The organism is Mucilaginibacter inviolabilis, assembly GCF_011089895.1.
Classification (GTDB): Bacteria; Bacteroidota; Bacteroidia; order Sphingobacteriales; family Sphingobacteriaceae; genus Mucilaginibacter; species Mucilaginibacter inviolabilis.
This window is the reverse complement of the sequence record NZ_JAANAT010000002.1, coordinates 474,687-491,388: the sequence shown is the minus strand read 5'-3', so window position 1 is coordinate 491,388 and position 16,702 is coordinate 474,687. Positions and strand designations below refer to the sequence as shown.

Sequence of the window (16,702 nt, the reverse complement as noted above, 5' to 3'; positions counted from 1 at the left end):
AAAAATAGAACAAAATAGACCTATACGACCGATTGGGCGGTATCGTACGAACGTACTTTATGTCATGCTTGGGTACATTATGGAGTTCTATCCAAAACGTTTATTCTTTAAGGATTGATTTATATACCTCGACATAATCATCGGGTAAGGTTTTAAATCTTTCGTTCTCTAATACGACAAGTCCTTTGTTTTGACCGATCATAAAAACGGAATGCAATAATCCCCTATGACTTTTTTTCAAAATATCCTCCGAAAGTATTTTCCGGTCTTTAATGCAGTATTTAAGGAAACCTGCCAGCGTTTTGTCGGGCGCACCATTACGTATAATTTCGGTAAGCGCTATTTTTCCCTGCTCATTATATTTAAAAAGTGGCCCGCTTTTACTATGCCTGTTTAGGTCTTCTATTAATTTTTTAAATGCCATTTCCTTTTCTTCTACTGTTTTACCTTGCCGCCAAAAATCATAGAATGACTGCGGTTTACGCAATAACTGAAAATCCTCCTTGTCTATCTGAGCAAGTGCAGAAAGTTGTTTTTGCCAGTCCTTGCTCCAAAACAGATAGAAAACAGCATTGATATTTTTCTTGTTTCCGTCGGGAAAAATCTGACCAATCAAGACGTAGCCGATAAAACAGGTAATAATAAATCCCAAAAGACTTATAGCAACAAAATACGTACCTTTAGAATAGACACCGAAACCCAAAAACAAAAGGCCGATCAACAAAAATGACAGGCCATAGAAAATCATCAGCAGGTAGTGAAAAATACTTATATTGATATAAAACAAGCGAAGCTTGTTAACCTCTATCGGGTCAAGACCCTCAAAAGTACCCTTAACCTGCAATAAACGCTCCTGTGTCGGCAAATGATGAAAACGGCCACTAAGTTCATCCTGCCAGTTTTTAAAACTTACCGATAAAAATAATTGGACGGGTAATAGCCAAATGCCTAATACGCCAAAGGTAATAATCAGCGGCAAGCGTATTCCCGGAACCAAAAGGTAGACCAGGGTAAACGCTATTACTAAACCGATTTCAAAAAAAACCTTTTTCATATTCAAAGTTTAGGAAATTTCAACATTTCGTTTCGTTTCTTTTCGTCAACGATTTTAGCATAGATTTGGGTCATTTCAATTTTACTGTGTCCCAGCAGTTCTTTCATGGTATATATATCGATTCCAAAAGTCAGGCCAATGGTTGCAAAAGTGTGCCGGGCAGCATGGAAATGGAGGTTTTTTTTCAGACCGGCTTCCAATGCCCAAAATTTTAAGTAAACATTTACCACCTGACTTGTTGGCAAATCCCAAAACACTTTCTTATTTATAGGATGCTTGACCACTTTTGCAATAATTATTTTTGCTTCATCGGCCAATGGTACAGTAACAATTTTCTTTGTCGTTTTTGCCGGTCGAAAAATCAGCTGTTCGTTAACAATTTCATCGTAATGCAATTTCTTAATATCCGAAAACCGCAAACCAGTAAAACAAGAAAATATAAAAGCTTCCCTGATCTGGCTGTTTCCTCTTTTGGGAACGTAATTAGCTAAGGTTCTTACTTCTTCAATAGTGAGCGTGGTGCGCTCCGAGTCTTCCTCCTCGATAATCTTAAAACTACCAAAAGGAGAAGTTTGAATAATCCCTTTAATTACCAGTTTATTGAAATGCTGCCTGAATACGGACATGTAGGCATTAGTTGTATTTCGGCTAACCTGATTAAGCAGGTAACTCTGAAACTTATCTAAAAATTCTTCATCTACTTCCTGGAATAATATGGTTCGTTTGGGGCAATACTTTCCAAGATGAATGATCAGGCATTCCAGTTTATAATTAAATTTCTTTGCAAGGCATTGATCAAGATAGTCCTGAAGATAATAATTGATCTTGGCAGGTTGCTTATAGCCATGCTCCGAGAAATTCAGTTCGTCCTCTCTTTTATTACGAAGTGCTTTAATAATCTTCAGTTTTTCTTTATCAGGCTCGCTAACACGGCTTGCTGCATCAGAATAGTCTTTATCTACATAAATCTTAAGAAACTCGTAATTGCGTTTACCTTTACCCTCACCAGTATTGGAATAGACATCCAAATAAGCACTAAATTTGCCTGTGCTTAGCTTTTTGTATCTAATAGTTACCATGACTTATTAATTACTGTTTATTTGTTACTTTTGTTACTCGTCAAATCTGAATAGTAACACCTGAGTAACAAAAGTAACATAAAATAGAATAAAAAACAAAAGATTAAGAAAGCTATTAAAACATTTTTAACATTGACAATCAATACATTAACATCATTAACCTATCCCATTCTTTATGGGATTATATACTCTTAAAAGCATGGCGGGTATCTACATACATATTCCTTTTTGCAAACAGGCATGTCACTACTGCGATTTCCATTTCAGCACTTCGCTTAAATACAAAGAGGAGTTGCTATATGCCTTGGTAAAGGAAATCAAACTGCAAAAAAGCTACCTGGATAATGAAACTATAGAAACCATTTATTTTGGTGGCGGTACTCCCTCGTTATTGGAAGCCGATGATATCAATATGCTGATTAATACCATTACAGAGCTGCACACGGTATCGTCCAATGCCGAAATAACCCTGGAGGCCAATCCAGACGACTTAGATGATGCCAAAGTAAAAGCACTCCGCCAAACCGATGTAAACCGCTTTAGCATTGGTATTCAGTCATTCTTTGATGAGGATCTGCTATGGATGAATCGGGCCCATCGCAGCCGGCATGCCGAAGCTTCGGTAAAAAGGATTCAGGATGCTGGTTTCGAAAATATTACTGCCGACCTGATCTACGGTTACCCATTATTAACAGATACCAAGTGGAAACAAAACCTGGATAAGATATTTGAGCTCTCTATCCCTCATATATCTTCCTACTCCATGACGGTTGAACCACAAACTGCCCTGGCTGCTTTCATCAATAAAAAAAAGCAGCAGCCCATGAATGATCAGCAAAGCGCCGCACAATTTACCGTATTGATGGATGCTATGACCGATCATGGCTTTGAGCATTATGAAATATCAAACTTTTGCAAACCAGGGCATTATTCCAAACATAACTCCAATTACTGGCAGGGAGTAAAATACCTGGGTATAGGTCCGTCGGCTCATTCGTATAACAACGAAGCCCGGCAATGGAACATAGCCAATAATGCTAAATACATACAAAGTATTGAAACCGGCAAACTACCCGCAGAAACCGAAACCCTCACCGAGGAGAACCGCCTGAATGAGTATATCATGACCTCCATTCGCACCATGTGGGGTCTTGATCTGGATAAATTGAATACCATAGCCAAAGCATCTGCCACTCCATTGCTAATTGCTGCCCGGCAGTATTTTGATAGCGACTGGATAAAGCAACAGGATAACATTTTGTATCTTACCAACACGGGTAAGCTTTATGCCGATAATATTGCAGCCGGCCTGTTTTTTTGATTGATTAATAGCGCTTAAAGCGGCAAGTTGTAAGAATTAAGTGTATTAATAAAAACCGTTATGTTACGCTCCCCGTATCTTCTTACAAATAGCGTCTATTATAAATTTAATAAAACTATCAAGAGCTCGTGATAGCTTTGTTACATTGAAAAACAAAACAAACCAGCACCTTTGGGTGTCATTAAAAACAATTTATAAACTAATCACATCATGAAAAAACTAATCATAGCAGTATTAGCATTAGCAGCTTTTGCAATATCGCCTAATGCCAATGCACAAACTAAAATGGTAGGTGGCGCGGCCATGTATCCAACAAAAAATATCGTTGAAAATGCGGTAAATTCAAAAGACCATACAACCCTTGTGGCTGCTGTTAAAGCCGCTGGTTTAGTACCTACATTATCATCGGCAGGACCTTTTACCGTATTTGCACCCACTAACGAAGCATTTGACAAATTGCCTGCAGGCACTGTTGATAACCTGGTTAAACCCGCAAATAAAGCCGCTTTAACCAAAATTTTAACCTATCACGTAGTTGCCGGTAAATTAAGCGCAGCCGATCTTTGGTCAAAAGTAAAAGATGGAAATGGCAAAGCCGAACTGAGCACCGTGAGCGGTGGCACCTTAACAGTTATGGCACAAGGTAAAAAACTATACCTGGTTGACGAAAAAGGTGGCAAATCATGGATCACCATTGCCGATGTTAATCAAAGCAATGGCGTAATACATGTAGTTAACGCTGTACTAATGCCAAACTAACCTGTTAACTATAAAAAGTTTACAGTTACTTATAAAAAAGAAAGCCCGGCATTTGCCAGGCTTTCTTTTTGTCAGAAAAATCTCAAAAAAACCATTAAACAATTGGCACTTTTTTTCAATTAATTATTTTTGCGTGTTAATTAATTGTGAATATGAGTTTACATCTAACACCCATAGATACCGTTGATAATATAAGCAAAGCAGATTTTGTTAACAATTATTTAAATCCGCGTAAACCGCTTATTATTCGTAAAGCAACACAAAGCTGGCCCGCCTTGCAAAAATGGACCTTTGATTATTTAAAGGAAACTGTTGGCGACCAAACCGTGCCACTATATGATAGCTCCAAGGCCGATCCGTCAAAAGCCATCAATGCATCAGCAAGTGAAATGAAATTTGCCGATTATATCGACCTCATACAAAAACAACCTACCGACCTCCGTATATTTTTATTCGACCCTATAAAACATGCGCCAAAATTGCTGGATGATTACCGTTCACCAACCGATCTGATGGGTGGTTTCCTGGATAAATATCCTAATATGTTTTTCGGGGGTGCAGGCTCTGTTACGTTTTTGCATTACGATATTGATCTTGCCCATATCTTCCACACCCATTTTAACGGACGTAAAAAAGTGATCTTGTTTGATTACAAATGGAGCGAACGCCTGTATTGTATCCCCTTTGCTACTTATGCGTTGGAGGATTACGATATAGAAAATCCTGATTTTGAAAGATTTCCGGCATTAGATGGCATTGAAGGCCAGGTAGCCGTTTTGGAGCATGGCGATACTTTATTTATGCCTACAGGTTACTGGCACTGGATGAAATACCTGGATGGATCATTCTCTATCTCCTTGCGTGCCTGGGATAAATCATGGGCTATAAAAGCTAAAAGCCTGTATAATTTAACCATACAACGTAAGTTTGATAACATGATGAAAGCCCGGTTTAAGAAAGACTATATGGATTGGAAGGAAAAACTGGCCATTAAACGCGCGCAAAATGCGTTAATAGCTGGCAAACCCTAACGTTAATTACATTATTTAACATAAAAGCTTATACCTTTTGGGGTTTTATTTCGTTATTTTGTTTGCTTTTCGGTATTTAAGTTAAATTAGTTTAAATAAAACAGCCGAAGAGTTATTACAATATGAGTTTTATCCTCCACCCGATTGATACTGTTGAAAATATTTCTCCTGAAGATTTTAAGAAGAACTATTTAGATCCCCGCCGCCCGCTGGTTATCAAAGGGCTTACCAAAAGCTGGCCAGCCCGTGAAAAATGGACACCAGAATATTTAAAACAGGTAGTAGGCAAAAAGGTGGTGCCGCTATACGATAACTCAAAAGCCGATCCTTCAAAACCCATCAACTCATCGGCAACCGAAATGCCTTTTGATGAATATATTGATATGATCCGTAGCCAGCCTACTGAGTTGAGGATATTTTTCTTCAACATTTTCAAACAGGCTCCGCAACTTTTGGATGATATTGTATTGCCAAAAGATTTAATGGGTGGCTTTTTAGAAAGTATGCCTGCCATGTTTTTTGGCGGCTCTAATTCGGTTACCTTTTTACATTACGATATCGATCTGCCACATATTTTCCATACCCATTTTGGTGGCCGCAAACACGTGATCTTATTCGAAAATAAATGGAAGCGCCGCCTATATTGTATACCAAACGCAACCTATGCTTTGGAGGATTATGATGTGCAAAACCCCGATATCAAAAAATTCCCGGCACTGGATGGTGTCGAGGGTATTGAAGTGTTCCTGGAGCATGGCGATACCCTGTTTATGCCTACCGGTTATTGGCATTGGATGAAATATATCGACGGATCGTATTCCCTGAGCCTCCGTGCCTGGGATGCTTCCATCAGCCGCAAAGCCGCCAGCCTGTATAACCTGGCCATCAAAGGTGGGGTTGACAGTGTATTGAAAATGACGTTTAAAGAAAAATATGCCAAATTCCGCGAAGAGCTGGCCGTAAAATGGGCCAACCGTGAACTGGCAGCCGGGAAACCTTTTTAAGTTTTACGACGAACGTATTACGTTATACGTTTTAAAATATGCAGTAGCGATGATTTTACTCATCGCTATTTTTGTTTTACGACCTTTTGTCTCAAATCTCCTATCTAATGGCTCATATCTCTATGATGTATGATCGCACACGATCTTCCATTCGCCTTTTATTTTCTTAAACCACAAAGTATAATAACCGCCCGGCTCATCTTTATCACGCTTCAGTTTCCAGCCGCCAAATAAAAAAGCATTGGTAGCATCCAGCACTTTTACTTGTAGTATAGTAAAAGTAAGCTGTCCCATGGTTGCCTTATCAGGATAGGTATTTTTATAACGATCAATAGTGCTTTTCCAGCCATAAACCGGCCCCTTTTGACCAACAAACAGCAACGAGTCTGATTTCCAGTAGCCCTGCATAAAGCCATCAATATCTCCCCGGTTCCAGGCCAGTTCCTGATCGTGCATTACTTTGAGTATGGCCTGCCTGTCTTGCGCATGAGAGAAGTAAGAAATTAGGATTAGAAAACAAGATATAAGGTATTTTTTCATAAATTAAAGATAAGGGTTTCGCCTGATTTTTTGTCTGAACTTTGATTAGTAGGATTAAAGGATTACCACGATAAAATCCTATGAATCTTTAAATTGGGTAAATCACGTTTCAGATAATCTGTTTAATCCCTCAAATCAATAAATCCTGCTATATTTGAAATATACTACACCAAACTTTACATCAACTTTATGAACAAACAGGTATTAAGCTTCGGCGAAGTTTTGTGGGACGCTTTTGGCGATGGTAAAAAAGCTGGTGGTGCTCCTATGAATGTAGCAAGGCACTTAGTGCAGCAAGGAGTTAATGTTGCATTTGCAAGTTCTGTAGGTATGGATAACAGCGGCGACGGTTTGATAAATTTTTTGCAAAAAAGCGGTCTCAACTCCCCTCTTATTCAACGCGATGACGAATTACCTACCTGCGAAGTAACCGTTCAGCTAGACGAAAACAACCAGGCTACCTATATTATACCCGAACCCGTATCCTGGGATAATATCCAAACCACGGCTGAACTGACCACAGCCGGCAAAAAGGCATCAGCTATTGTGTATGGCAGCCTTTCCTGCCGCGAAACCGCCACCCGCGAAACCCTGCTTAACCTGCTCGACGAAACACCGGCGCTAAAAATTTTTGATGTAAACCTCAGACCGCCTCATTATGCACTGTCCACCATCGAAACACTTGCCGCCCGTGCGCACATCGTAAAAATGAATGAAGAAGAAGCAACTCTTCTGATAGGTGGCAGCAGCGATTCATTACGTGATCAGATCATTGAGTTTCGCTCCAAATATCACAACCAAACTATTTGTGTAACCCGCGGCGAACGTGGTGCTATTGTATGGCATGATCATGAATTTTATGAAAGCCCCGGCTGCCCCGTAAAAGTAAGTGATTCGGTAGGTGCCGGCGATGCGTTCCTGGCCACTTTTGTTGCCGGTATACTGGCCAAACACCCCATGCAAACTATTGTTGATAAAGCATGCTCTGTAGGTGCCTTTGTGGCCAGCCAGCGTGGTGCCAATCCGGTTTATCCACCAGAACTATTAAATAGCCTGGCGTATTTGTAAACAAGTAAAAATTCAAAATTCAAAACTTGTTATTCTGAGCATAGCGAAGGATTTATTCTTAACTCTGTATATCGGTAAACAGATTCTTCGCTATGCTCAGAATGACAAGTTGAGGTTTAGTTAATCCTAAGAATCCAGTTTCAGACAAAAAGCCGCCCTGTATAAAGGGATTATTTCGTCCCCCTCAATAACGCATTTTTTTCTTTTCCATCCGCACATCTGAAATCCGCACATCCGTACATCTTTCTTTTGTCATACTTACCTAACAATTTGCTTAAGTATAAGACAAACCAAACTTTTAAGAATAATTATCCGTTTCTTTATGTAAGAAAGGACACGATATGCGCGGTTTTGGATTTTCCAAATTTAAGCCAAACCAAATCCCCAAAGGCGGATTTGACGAATTATTAAAATTATTCCTGGAATTGCTCAACTATACTTCGGGCGATGCAGGCGAAGCTTTGGCCTGGCTTAACGAACTCGATAAACAATACAACCTCACCAATGACGATTATGGCATGGGTGATTTTATTGACGAACTGAAACAAAAAGGCTATCTGGACGAGGACCGTCAAAATGGTGGCTTTAATATCACCGCCAAAACAGAGCAAAGCATCAGGCAATCGGCGCTGGAAGAGATATTTGGTAAACTCAAAAAATCAGGCAAAGGCAATCACCGCAGCCCACAATCGGGTCAGGGTGATGAAAAAAATGCAGAACGCCGTGAGTTTGAATTTGGCGATAGTCTGGATCAGATAGACATGACCCAATCTATCCATAATGCACAGGTTAACCATGGCATTGGCGATTTTATGATGACCGAGCGCGACCTGGAAGTAGAAGAAATGGATTACAAAACTCTTACTTCCACCGTATTGATGATCGATATCTCACATTCCATGATCTTATACGGCGAAGACAGGATAACTCCTGCCAAAAAAGTAGCCATGGCTTTGGCCGAACTGATCCGCACCAAATACCCAAAAGACACCCTGGATATTGTTGTATTTGGTAATGATGCCTGGCCCATAACTTTGCAGGACCTGCCCTATTTACAGGTTGGCCCATATCATACCAATACCTATGCAGGATTGGAACTGGCTACCGATCTGCTCCGTAGGCGTAAAACGCACAATAAACAGATCTTTATGATCACCGATGGTAAACCTACTTGTTTAAAAGAAGGCACCCGGTATTATAAAAACAGCATCGGCCTGGATAGAAAAGTGGTGAATAAAACACTGAACATGGCAGCCCAATGTAAACGCTTAAAAATACCCATTACCACTTTTATGATAGCTAAGGACCCGTATTTACAGCAGTTTGTTCGTAAGTTTACGGAAACCAACGGCGGAAAAGCTTTTTACAGTTCATTAACAGGCCTGGGCGAATATATTTTTGAAGACTATATTAAAAACAGAAGAAAAACGGTAAGGTAAATGTCTGAATCAGAATTTTCAGAATTAATAAATTTTCTGAATCTAATTAAATTCTATTCATTCTAAAATTTTGTAAATTCTGATTCGGACAAATGAAAATCGACCGTATAGATCACCTGGTTTTAACCGTAATAGATATAGAGGCAACCTGTACATTTTATAGAAATGTATTGGGTATGGAGGTTGAAACGTTTGGGGAGGGTAGAAAAGCCCTGAAGTTTGGCAATCAAAAACTCAACCTGCATCAAAAGGGAAAGGAGTTTGAACCAAAAGCCGATCATCCCACTCCCGGAGCCATTGACATTTGTTTTATCGCAACAGACGCTATTGACCAGCTTAAAGCAGAACTCGAAAATAAGAACATACAAACACAGGGAGTATTTGAACGTACCGGCGCCACCGGCAAAATACGATCGATCTATTTCCGCGACCCCGATCAAAACCTGATCGAGGTTAGTAATTACCTATAACAAAGCATTTAGATGAACAAACTACTCGATATAAAAACACTCGGTGAGTTAAAAAAAACTGATTATAAAAGCCGATCGGTAAAAGATGAATTACGTGCCAACCTGATTACCCAATTAAAAAAACGCGAAGGCGGTTTTGAAGGTATCGTTGGTTTTGAAGATACTGTTATACCTGATTTGCAAACCGCTATCCTGTCAAGACACAATATATTATTGCTGGGTTTACGCGGTCAGGCTAAAACGCGTATCGCACGCCTGCTGGTGAATCTCTTGGATGAATATATACCTTATATTGAAGGCTCAGACCTGTTTGACGATCCGTATAACCCCATATCATGGTATGGACATAATGCAGTAACCCAATTAGGCGATGCAACCCCTATAGGCTGGATCCATCGCTCAGAACGTTATACCGAAAAACTGGCTACCCCCGATGTTACCGTTGCCGATCTGATTGGTGATGTTGATCCTATCAAGGCAGCCACTTTAAAATTAACCTATTCAGACGAACGCGTTATCCACTTTGGCTTAATTCCACGGGCACACCGCGGTATCTTTGTGATTAACGAGCTTCCCGATCTGCAGGCACGTATACAAGTGTCACTATTTAATATATTACAAGAAAGGGACATACAGATACGTGGTTTTAAACTACGCTTACCGCTGGATATCCAGTTTGTATTTACCGCTAATCCGGAAGATTATACCAACCGCGGTTCTATAGTTACGCCTTTAAAAGACCGTATCGAAAGCCAGATATTAACTCATTATCCCCGCACGGTTGAAATTTCACGCAAGATTACCCAGCAAGAAGCCTCTCTTACCGAAGAGCAACGCGCCAATATTGAGGCCGACAGCCTGGTAAAAAACCTGGTAGAGCAGATTGCTTTTGAAGCCCGTAATTCTGAATATATCGATAAAAAATCGGGCGTATCGGCACGTTTAACCATCTCGGCATTTGAAAACCTGATCAGCAATGCCGAGCGTCGCATGATCATCAATAACGAAATCAGCACTTTTGTACGCATTACCGACTTTTTGGGGGTTATCCCAGCCATAACTGGTAAGATTGAGCTGGTATATGAAGGTGAACTGGAAGGTCCGGGCAAGGTGGCCAATATCCTGATAGGGAAAGCCATTAAAGCGTCTTTACTGCAATTTTTCCCAGATCCAGAAAAAGCTAAAAAGGCCAAAGGTGTAAACCCATATGCCAGCATCATTAATTGGTTTGGTGAGGGCAATAACCTGGCATTAGTTGATGACCTGTCATTACAGGATTATAAAAAAGCACTTAATGAAGTAGCCGGATTAAAAGACCTGGTTAAAAAAACGCATCCACGTTTAACCGAAAATCAACAGCTATTGTTGATGGAATTTGTATTGCATGGCCTGTCGGAGTTTTCACAACTCAACAAGGGTTTCTTAGATAATGGCTTTGCATTCTCAGATATGTTCAATAGTTTGTTTAATTTGCAGCCTGATGACGAAGACGATCTTGATTTAGATGATGATCGTTATTAATTTGAACAAAAGTTAGGTATCAAGTAGCTAGTATCAAGTATCACGACAGCTACAGTTTTTCATAAACCAATCAAAAATCTTGATACTTGATACTAGCTACTTGATACTAAAAATAAAATGAGGGAACAGGCACTCAACATAACACTAATTGTTACTATACTGCTGCTGATTGACCTGTATGTATTACACGGCATACGCGGCGCGTTTAAAAAATGGAAGTTGCCCCACTCGGGCGACTTTACTTTTTTTTATTGGTTTATTTCTATTCTATTGATAACCGGGCTACTGCTGGCTGTTTATGTAAACTTAGGCGTAGGTCCGCGGGCTGCTTTTCTCCTGGCTTTTTTCCTGATTTTTTTAGGTAAGATATCATTTCTACCTTTTCTCATGATTGATGATCTGAGGCGAATGCTGGTATTACGACGTAACCGGCTAAAAAGAAAGTCCGAAGATATCAGCATTCCTCCGCAGGAGCATGCCATACCCCGCTCTGAGTTTTTAATGAAAGCTGGTTTACTTGCGGGTGCCATACCGCTGGCAGCCATCAAAATCAGCATGCCTAAAGGTTTGTATGATTATCATGTAAAATATCAAACCATGTATCTGCCCAATTTGCCCAAAGCCTTTGATGGCATTAAGCTGGGACAAATATCAGATATACATTCGGGCAGCTTTTACAACAAAAAAGCAGTACTTGGCGGCGTAGAAATGTTGCTAAAAGAAAAACCTGATTTCATTTTCTTCACTGGCGATCTGGTGAATGGACAATCCTCCGAAATGAGCGATTATCAGGACATCTTCTCTAAAGTAAAGGCCCCGCTTGGGGTTTATAGCTCACTGGGCAATCATGATTATGGCGATTATGGCACCTGGCCATCCATAGCCGATAAAAAGAAGGATCATCAGGATCTGATAGCTACCCATAAAAACATGGGCTGGAACCTTTTGCTTAACGAACACCGGCGTTTAAAAGTTAATGGCGAAGAGATAGGTATACTGGGTGTTGAAAATTGGGGTGAGTTGAGTATGTTCCCCAAGTATGGCCGCATGGATCTTACAACCAAAAACACGGATGATCTTCCGGTAAAACTATTGTTATCTCACGATCCGTCACATTGGCGTGGCGAAGTATTACCCCAATATCCACAGATAGACGCCATGTTTTCGGGTCATACACATGGTATGCAGTTTGGTGTTCGTACAGAGCATTTTCAATGGAGCCCTATCGAATACGTTTATAAAGAGTGGGCAGGTCATTATCAGGAAGGTAAACAGCAATTATATGTGAACGTGGGATATGGTTTTGTTGGTTTAGCGGGCAGAGTTGGAATATTACCGGAGATTACGATATTTACATTAAAAGCCGGCCAGGACCCTTCGGGATACCGATCTTAACCAATTAAAATGCAGGCGGACATTCATAACAAATGAAAAAAATATTTCAACCTGTTTTTGATTTCCTGCTGTTCAGTAATATTTTCATGTCGCTTTGTGCTGTTGCCCAGGCTTTGCTTACCTTCCAGCTGATTGGTGCAAAACCTATGTTTCCTGTCTTAGCGTTATTATTTACATCAACCCTGGGCATTTACAATTTTTGTATACTCATTGCGCGCCCCAAACAACCCGAGTCATCACCATATAAACGGGTACGTTGGTTTTTTGCACATTACAGGCTTATGGTAACTTTTACCATCGTGTCCTTATTATCGCTCGTGCCTTTGTTCTTTTTGATTACTACCGAGTCGAAAATATTGCTCATTTTTTTGGGCTGCTTATCATTTACCTATGGCTTGCCACTATTTACTGTTGGTGATCATAAGTTTGGGCTTCGTAATATACCCGGCCTAAAACCATTTCTGATCACACTGGTATGGACACTGAGTTGTGTTTTGTTTCCCGTACTGGAGGTACTCCACCTGCATAACAATGACATATCTATGCGCGATACTACCATACTGATAGCTAAACGCTTTTTATTTATCGGTGCCCTTACTATTCCTTTTGACATCCGCGATTTGTTTGAAGATCGCAAACAAGGTTTAAAAACCATCCCGGTTGCCTGGGGCGAAAAAAACGCTTACCTGTTTTGCCAGGTTTTGTTGGCAGGCTATGTCATTTTGTTGTTTCTGTTCAGGGCTAATGGTTTCAGTACCGATTTTTGGGCCTTAACCGTTACCGTAATTTTAACAGGCTGGCTCATATTTAAATCGGCATGGGAAAAAGATGAGTATTACTATTTCTTTTTTATGGATGGTGTGCTCATACTACAATATGTAGTATTGATGGCATTCCGCTTTCTTTTTGGCCATTAAGTTATGGCGGCTAACTTTAATAATTCAGCCTGGTTTTATGACCGCCTTTCCCGTTTGATTTATGGTCATGCGTTGGTAAATGCCCAGTTATATCTGCTCAGCTTTATTAAGCCGGGCTCCCGGGTGCTTATTGTTGGTGGCGGTACCGGTTGGATATTGGAAGAGCTTACAAAAATACATCCATCCGGTTTGCTAATTACCTATGTGGAAGTTGCCGCAGCAATGATGAACTTATCGAAAAAAAGAGACATCGGAGGTAATGAGATCGTTTATATTCAAAACGTAATTGAACAGGTAAACTTAACGCCCGGTTTTGACGCCGTGATAACCCCTTTTCTGTTTGATAATTTCACAGAACAAACATTAAAGACGGTATTTACTCATATACATACCACACTAAAACCGGGAGCCCTGTGGCTCAATGCCGATTTTCAACTTACCGGCAAATGGTGGCAACAGTTCTTACTGAAAAGTATGTTCGTTTTTTTCAGGTTGATTTGTGGTATTGAGGCAGGTAAACTACCCGAAATAAAAACATGTTTTATCTCGAATAGCTATACTGTGGTAGATGAAAGGACTTTTTATAGCGATTTTATTGTGGCCAATATATACCGGAATGCTATGGTTTACATGTAAACCCATTAAACGGCAACAAAATCAACTCAATTTACTCATATTAAGCTACTTACATAATAATCAACCATAAATTATGTAAACCCACTTATTAGCACATAAGGTCCCCTTCAGGGGATTAGATGCCTACTGATTATATACAAACTTATACCCTATTCCCCTTACCGTTTGCAGGTATTGCGGCGAATCGGCATTAGTCTCTATCTTTTTACGCAGACGTACAATGTGCATATCCAGGGTGCGCGTATTTACATCGGCATTGTAACCCCAAACTTCCATCATCAGCTCTTCCCGATTGATCACTTTGTTCTTATTTTTCAGAAAATAAAGCAATATCCGGTTTTCTAAAATAGTCAGCTCAATTTTGCGGTTATCCCTGATCAATAAATGGGTGTTGGGCAGGTGCTCCATATTGGCGAAACGATACGATTCCGTTTTTTCGTTGTTCAGAGAAAACTTGATTTTACTGTCAATCATCGCCACCAGCACATCCATGTTAAATGGCTTGGTAATATAATCAGATACACCAAAGTTGTAAGCTTCTATCTTGTCAACATCCTGAGCCTTGGCTGTCATCATAATGATCAATTTATCGTACCCTTTTTCCCTGATACTGTCGCATACCTGCGATCCGGGTTTTCCGGGCAGCATCCAGTCGAGCAAAACAATATCAGGTTGTTCATCCAGTATTATTTTTTCGGCATCGTCGCCATTATCGGCCTCCAATACTTTGTATCCTTCAGATTGTAACCGCTCAGCTACCAGGAAACGCAGGTTTTCATCATCTTCAACCAGCGCAATTTTAATTTCTTTATTCATATTTTAATTTTCGTATGGAAGCGTAACTATAAATTCCGAGCCCTCATTAACTTTACTGTGAACAACTATGTCTCCATCCATAAAATTAACCAGTTCTTTACAAAATGCCAAACCCAGGCCCACGCTCCCATTTTGGTTATACTGATTTTCTATCCTGTAAAATTTCTTAAATATATTGTTTACCTCTTCTTTAGGTATACCTATTCCCTTGTCAACAAATGAAAATACAATATCACCCTTTTTATGCGTAATATTTATATTCAATTCTTTTTTTTGCGGATGGGAGTACTTATAAGCGTTTTCGATCAGATTCTGAAATACACTGCCCAACAAAACAGGATCACTATAAAAGGTCTGAACACCGCTTATTTGGGCATTTAATTTAAAATCCGGGTACTTTATTTTAAACGTTTCGGTATACCGGCTTACAAAATCCGCCACTACTATTTCTTCTTTTTTAAGGGTGATGGATTTATTTTCAAGCTGAGTAAATGACAATAATTTATTCATCAAATCATTGAGCTTATCGGCCTCTTCATCCAGTATTTTGCCATAATGCTTACGTTGCCTTTCGGTAAGCTCGCCATCACCACGCAAGTTTGACCCCGCAATTTTTATAACGCTAACAGGTGTTTTAAACTCATGGGTAAAATTATTGATAAAATCATACTGCAGCTTAAACAGCTTGATATTGACATTTAGGTTGCGGTAAATGAGCCAGCCGATAAGTACCAAAAAAAGTGATATTAATAAAACCACCGCTCCAATAGGCATAAAACGCTTGTTGATTTCGTTGGCCAGGTAACCATGCTCTGAACTAAAATATAACTTATAATCAGAAAACGACCCGGGGAACGAAACTTCGGTTATCAGTTTGTCACCATCGCTATCAACAGGATCATAAACAACAGGCTGTATAGATACATTCTGATACAACTCATGATGTGTATTTTTTATCTTTAACCGATACGGATCGAGATGAAAAGTCATCATGTTTTGTTTGTACGACGCTGAAACCGAATTACGTTGTTGCAGGTCGCGGTATATTTTGATATCCTCGCGCCGCAGTATATTGGTATAACTGATTTTATTGGGCTTTACATCCCAAAATGTTTTAAATAACTCATCCTGGCTGGATACACGACTTGTATCTGAAAAAGCGATATAATTGTTGAGTTTAACCGCCATTTCTTTAAAATCCGATTCATCAGAGGGGCTGATCCTTTTAGCTCCAATCACCTTTCCCTTTTTATACCAATATTGATAAATCGACCTGACGGATATATCCAGGTTGTTTCTGCGGATAGTGATGGGGGCTTTACTCCCAATCAATACATCATAAAAAACGATACTTCTTACAAAGGCATAATCATGAAAAACTGATGCTGCATATTTAGCTGCCGAAGCAGAATCTAAAAAGCCCTGGTATGAGGTGATTTCAGGTATTTTATTCTGAAAAAAATCATTATATGGTTTTATGGTTTGTTCCAATACATCAATTTTTTTGGAACCAAACTCATTCTCTACATATTTTGCTGTAAGATTATACGATACAAAAAGTGCCACTACAAAAGTTACCGATATAAGCACCAAAAATATGATGATCAGCAAAAAACTTTTGCGGTAAGCATTTCTATGTACAGGCATAAGGG

16 protein-coding genes are annotated in these 16,702 nt (G+C 39.7%); 11 read left to right on the top strand and 5 right to left on the bottom strand.

The genetic code is table 11. From position 1 onward, the window contains the following. Window positions 1–100 precede the first annotated feature (100 nt). Together G7092_RS18340 and G7092_RS18335 are read right to left on the bottom strand one after the other, a co-directional pair. Complete coding sequence (locus tag G7092_RS18340) at window positions 101–1,054, bottom strand: hypothetical protein (RefSeq protein WP_166091311.1); 954 nt, start codon at window positions 1,052–1,054, stop codon at window positions 101–103. Between the two features lie 2 nt (window positions 1,055–1,056). Then, window positions 1,057–2,133: a site-specific integrase gene (locus tag G7092_RS18335; RefSeq protein ID WP_166091309.1), complete on the bottom strand. Its 1,077-nt coding sequence runs from the start codon at window positions 2,131–2,133 to the stop codon at window positions 1,057–1,059. Window positions 2,134–2,332: 199 nt separating this feature from the next. On the opposite strand from G7092_RS18335, the gene hemW reads away from it, so the two are divergent. From hemW to G7092_RS18315, 4 genes are all read left to right on the top strand, one after another. Then, window positions 2,333–3,454 (top strand): radical SAM family heme chaperone HemW, encoded by a 1,122-nt coding sequence (hemW, locus tag G7092_RS18330; RefSeq protein ID WP_166091691.1) that lies wholly within the window; start codon window positions 2,333–2,335, stop codon window positions 3,452–3,454. 210 nt (window positions 3,455–3,664) lie between these two features. Continuing rightward, on the top strand, window positions 3,665–4,213 hold the full coding sequence (locus tag G7092_RS18325; RefSeq protein WP_166091308.1) for a fasciclin domain-containing protein: 549 nt from the start codon (window positions 3,665–3,667) through the stop codon (window positions 4,211–4,213). Between the two features lie 152 nt (window positions 4,214–4,365). Next, window positions 4,366–5,244 carry a cupin-like domain-containing protein gene (locus tag G7092_RS18320; RefSeq protein WP_166091307.1) on the top strand — a complete coding sequence of 293 codons (879 nt, stop codon included), beginning with the start codon at window positions 4,366–4,368 and terminating at the stop codon, window positions 5,242–5,244. A 122-nt stretch (window positions 5,245–5,366) separates the two neighbouring features. Further along, the gene (locus tag G7092_RS18315) at window positions 5,367–6,248 is read left to right on the top strand and encodes a cupin-like domain-containing protein (RefSeq protein ID WP_166091306.1); all 882 of its coding nucleotides are present in this window, start codon (window positions 5,367–5,369) and stop codon (window positions 6,246–6,248) included. A gap of 120 nt (window positions 6,249–6,368) precedes the next feature. Here G7092_RS18315 and G7092_RS18310 read toward each other — a convergent pair whose 3' ends face one another. After that, complete coding sequence (locus G7092_RS18310; protein WP_166091305.1) at window positions 6,369–6,788, bottom strand: YybH family protein; 420 nt, start codon at window positions 6,786–6,788, stop codon at window positions 6,369–6,371. A 189-nt stretch (window positions 6,789–6,977) separates the two neighbouring features. Between G7092_RS18310 and G7092_RS18305 the strand changes: the two genes are divergently transcribed. The 7 genes from G7092_RS18305 (at window position 6,978) to G7092_RS18275 (ending at window position 14,234) form a co-directional block, all read left to right on the top strand. Further along, the gene (locus tag G7092_RS18305; protein WP_166091304.1) at window positions 6,978–7,856 is read left to right on the top strand and encodes a carbohydrate kinase family protein; all 879 of its coding nucleotides are present in this window, start codon (window positions 6,978–6,980) and stop codon (window positions 7,854–7,856) included. A 341-nt stretch (window positions 7,857–8,197) separates the two neighbouring features. Further along, window positions 8,198–9,295, top strand: a complete 1,098-nt coding sequence (locus G7092_RS18300) for a vWA domain-containing protein (RefSeq protein ID WP_166091302.1) — start codon at window positions 8,198–8,200, stop codon at window positions 9,293–9,295. A gap of 92 nt (window positions 9,296–9,387) precedes the next feature. Continuing rightward, the gene (locus G7092_RS18295) at window positions 9,388–9,765 is read left to right on the top strand and encodes a VOC family protein (RefSeq protein WP_166091301.1); all 378 of its coding nucleotides are present in this window, start codon (window positions 9,388–9,390) and stop codon (window positions 9,763–9,765) included. Window positions 9,766–9,777: 12 nt separating this feature from the next. Then, window positions 9,778–11,286, top strand: a complete 1,509-nt coding sequence (locus G7092_RS18290) for a sigma 54-interacting transcriptional regulator (RefSeq protein WP_166091300.1) — start codon at window positions 9,778–9,780, stop codon at window positions 11,284–11,286. 117 nt (window positions 11,287–11,403) lie between these two features. Beyond that, complete coding sequence (locus G7092_RS18285; RefSeq protein ID WP_166091299.1) at window positions 11,404–12,681, top strand: metallophosphoesterase; 1,278 nt, start codon at window positions 11,404–11,406, stop codon at window positions 12,679–12,681. Window positions 12,682–12,713: 32 nt separating this feature from the next. After that, window positions 12,714–13,598: a UbiA family prenyltransferase gene (locus G7092_RS18280; RefSeq protein WP_166091298.1), complete on the top strand. Its 885-nt coding sequence runs from the start codon at window positions 12,714–12,716 to the stop codon at window positions 13,596–13,598. Window positions 13,599–13,601: 3 nt separating this feature from the next. Then, window positions 13,602–14,234, top strand: coding sequence for a class I SAM-dependent methyltransferase (locus G7092_RS18275; protein ID WP_166091297.1), 633 nt, complete (start codon window positions 13,602–13,604; stop codon window positions 14,232–14,234). A gap of 123 nt (window positions 14,235–14,357) precedes the next feature. Here G7092_RS18275 and G7092_RS18270 read toward each other — a convergent pair whose 3' ends face one another. After that, a complete protein-coding gene (locus G7092_RS18270; protein WP_166091296.1) occupies window positions 14,358–15,050 on the bottom strand; it encodes a response regulator transcription factor in 693 nt (230 codons plus the stop codon). 3 nt (window positions 15,051–15,053) lie between these two features. Next, window positions 15,054–16,697 carry a sensor histidine kinase gene (locus G7092_RS18265; RefSeq protein ID WP_166091295.1) on the bottom strand — a complete coding sequence of 548 codons (1,644 nt, stop codon included), beginning with the start codon at window positions 16,695–16,697 and terminating at the stop codon, window positions 15,054–15,056. Between the last annotated feature and the right edge of the window lie 5 nt (window positions 16,698–16,702).

Coding starts and splice junctions, on each gene's coding strand:
- G7092_RS18340 (WP_166091311.1), bottom strand. CDS start 1,054: ATGAAAAAGGTTTTTTTTGAAATCGGTTTAGTAATAGCGTTTACCCTG.
- G7092_RS18335 (WP_166091309.1), bottom strand. CDS start 2,133: ATGGTAACTATTAGATACAAAAAGCTAAGCACAGGCAAATTTAGTGCT.
- hemW (WP_166091691.1), top strand. CDS start 2,333: ATGGCGGGTATCTACATACATATTCCTTTTTGCAAACAGGCATGTCAC.
- G7092_RS18325 (WP_166091308.1), top strand. CDS start 3,665: ATGAAAAAACTAATCATAGCAGTATTAGCATTAGCAGCTTTTGCAATA.
- G7092_RS18320 (WP_166091307.1), top strand. CDS start 4,366: ATGAGTTTACATCTAACACCCATAGATACCGTTGATAATATAAGCAAA.
- G7092_RS18315 (WP_166091306.1), top strand. CDS start 5,367: ATGAGTTTTATCCTCCACCCGATTGATACTGTTGAAAATATTTCTCCT.
- G7092_RS18310 (WP_166091305.1), bottom strand. CDS start 6,788: ATGAAAAAATACCTTATATCTTGTTTTCTAATCCTAATTTCTTACTTC.
- G7092_RS18305 (WP_166091304.1), top strand. CDS start 6,978: ATGAACAAACAGGTATTAAGCTTCGGCGAAGTTTTGTGGGACGCTTTT.
- G7092_RS18300 (WP_166091302.1), top strand. CDS start 8,198: ATGCGCGGTTTTGGATTTTCCAAATTTAAGCCAAACCAAATCCCCAAA.
- G7092_RS18295 (WP_166091301.1), top strand. CDS start 9,388: ATGAAAATCGACCGTATAGATCACCTGGTTTTAACCGTAATAGATATA.
- G7092_RS18290 (WP_166091300.1), top strand. CDS start 9,778: ATGAACAAACTACTCGATATAAAAACACTCGGTGAGTTAAAAAAAACT.
- G7092_RS18285 (WP_166091299.1), top strand. CDS start 11,404: ATGAGGGAACAGGCACTCAACATAACACTAATTGTTACTATACTGCTG.
- G7092_RS18280 (WP_166091298.1), top strand. CDS start 12,714: ATGAAAAAAATATTTCAACCTGTTTTTGATTTCCTGCTGTTCAGTAAT.
- G7092_RS18275 (WP_166091297.1), top strand. CDS start 13,602: ATGGCGGCTAACTTTAATAATTCAGCCTGGTTTTATGACCGCCTTTCC.
- G7092_RS18270 (WP_166091296.1), bottom strand. CDS start 15,050: ATGAATAAAGAAATTAAAATTGCGCTGGTTGAAGATGATGAAAACCTG.
- G7092_RS18265 (WP_166091295.1), bottom strand. CDS start 16,697: ATGCCTGTACATAGAAATGCTTACCGCAAAAGTTTTTTGCTGATCATC.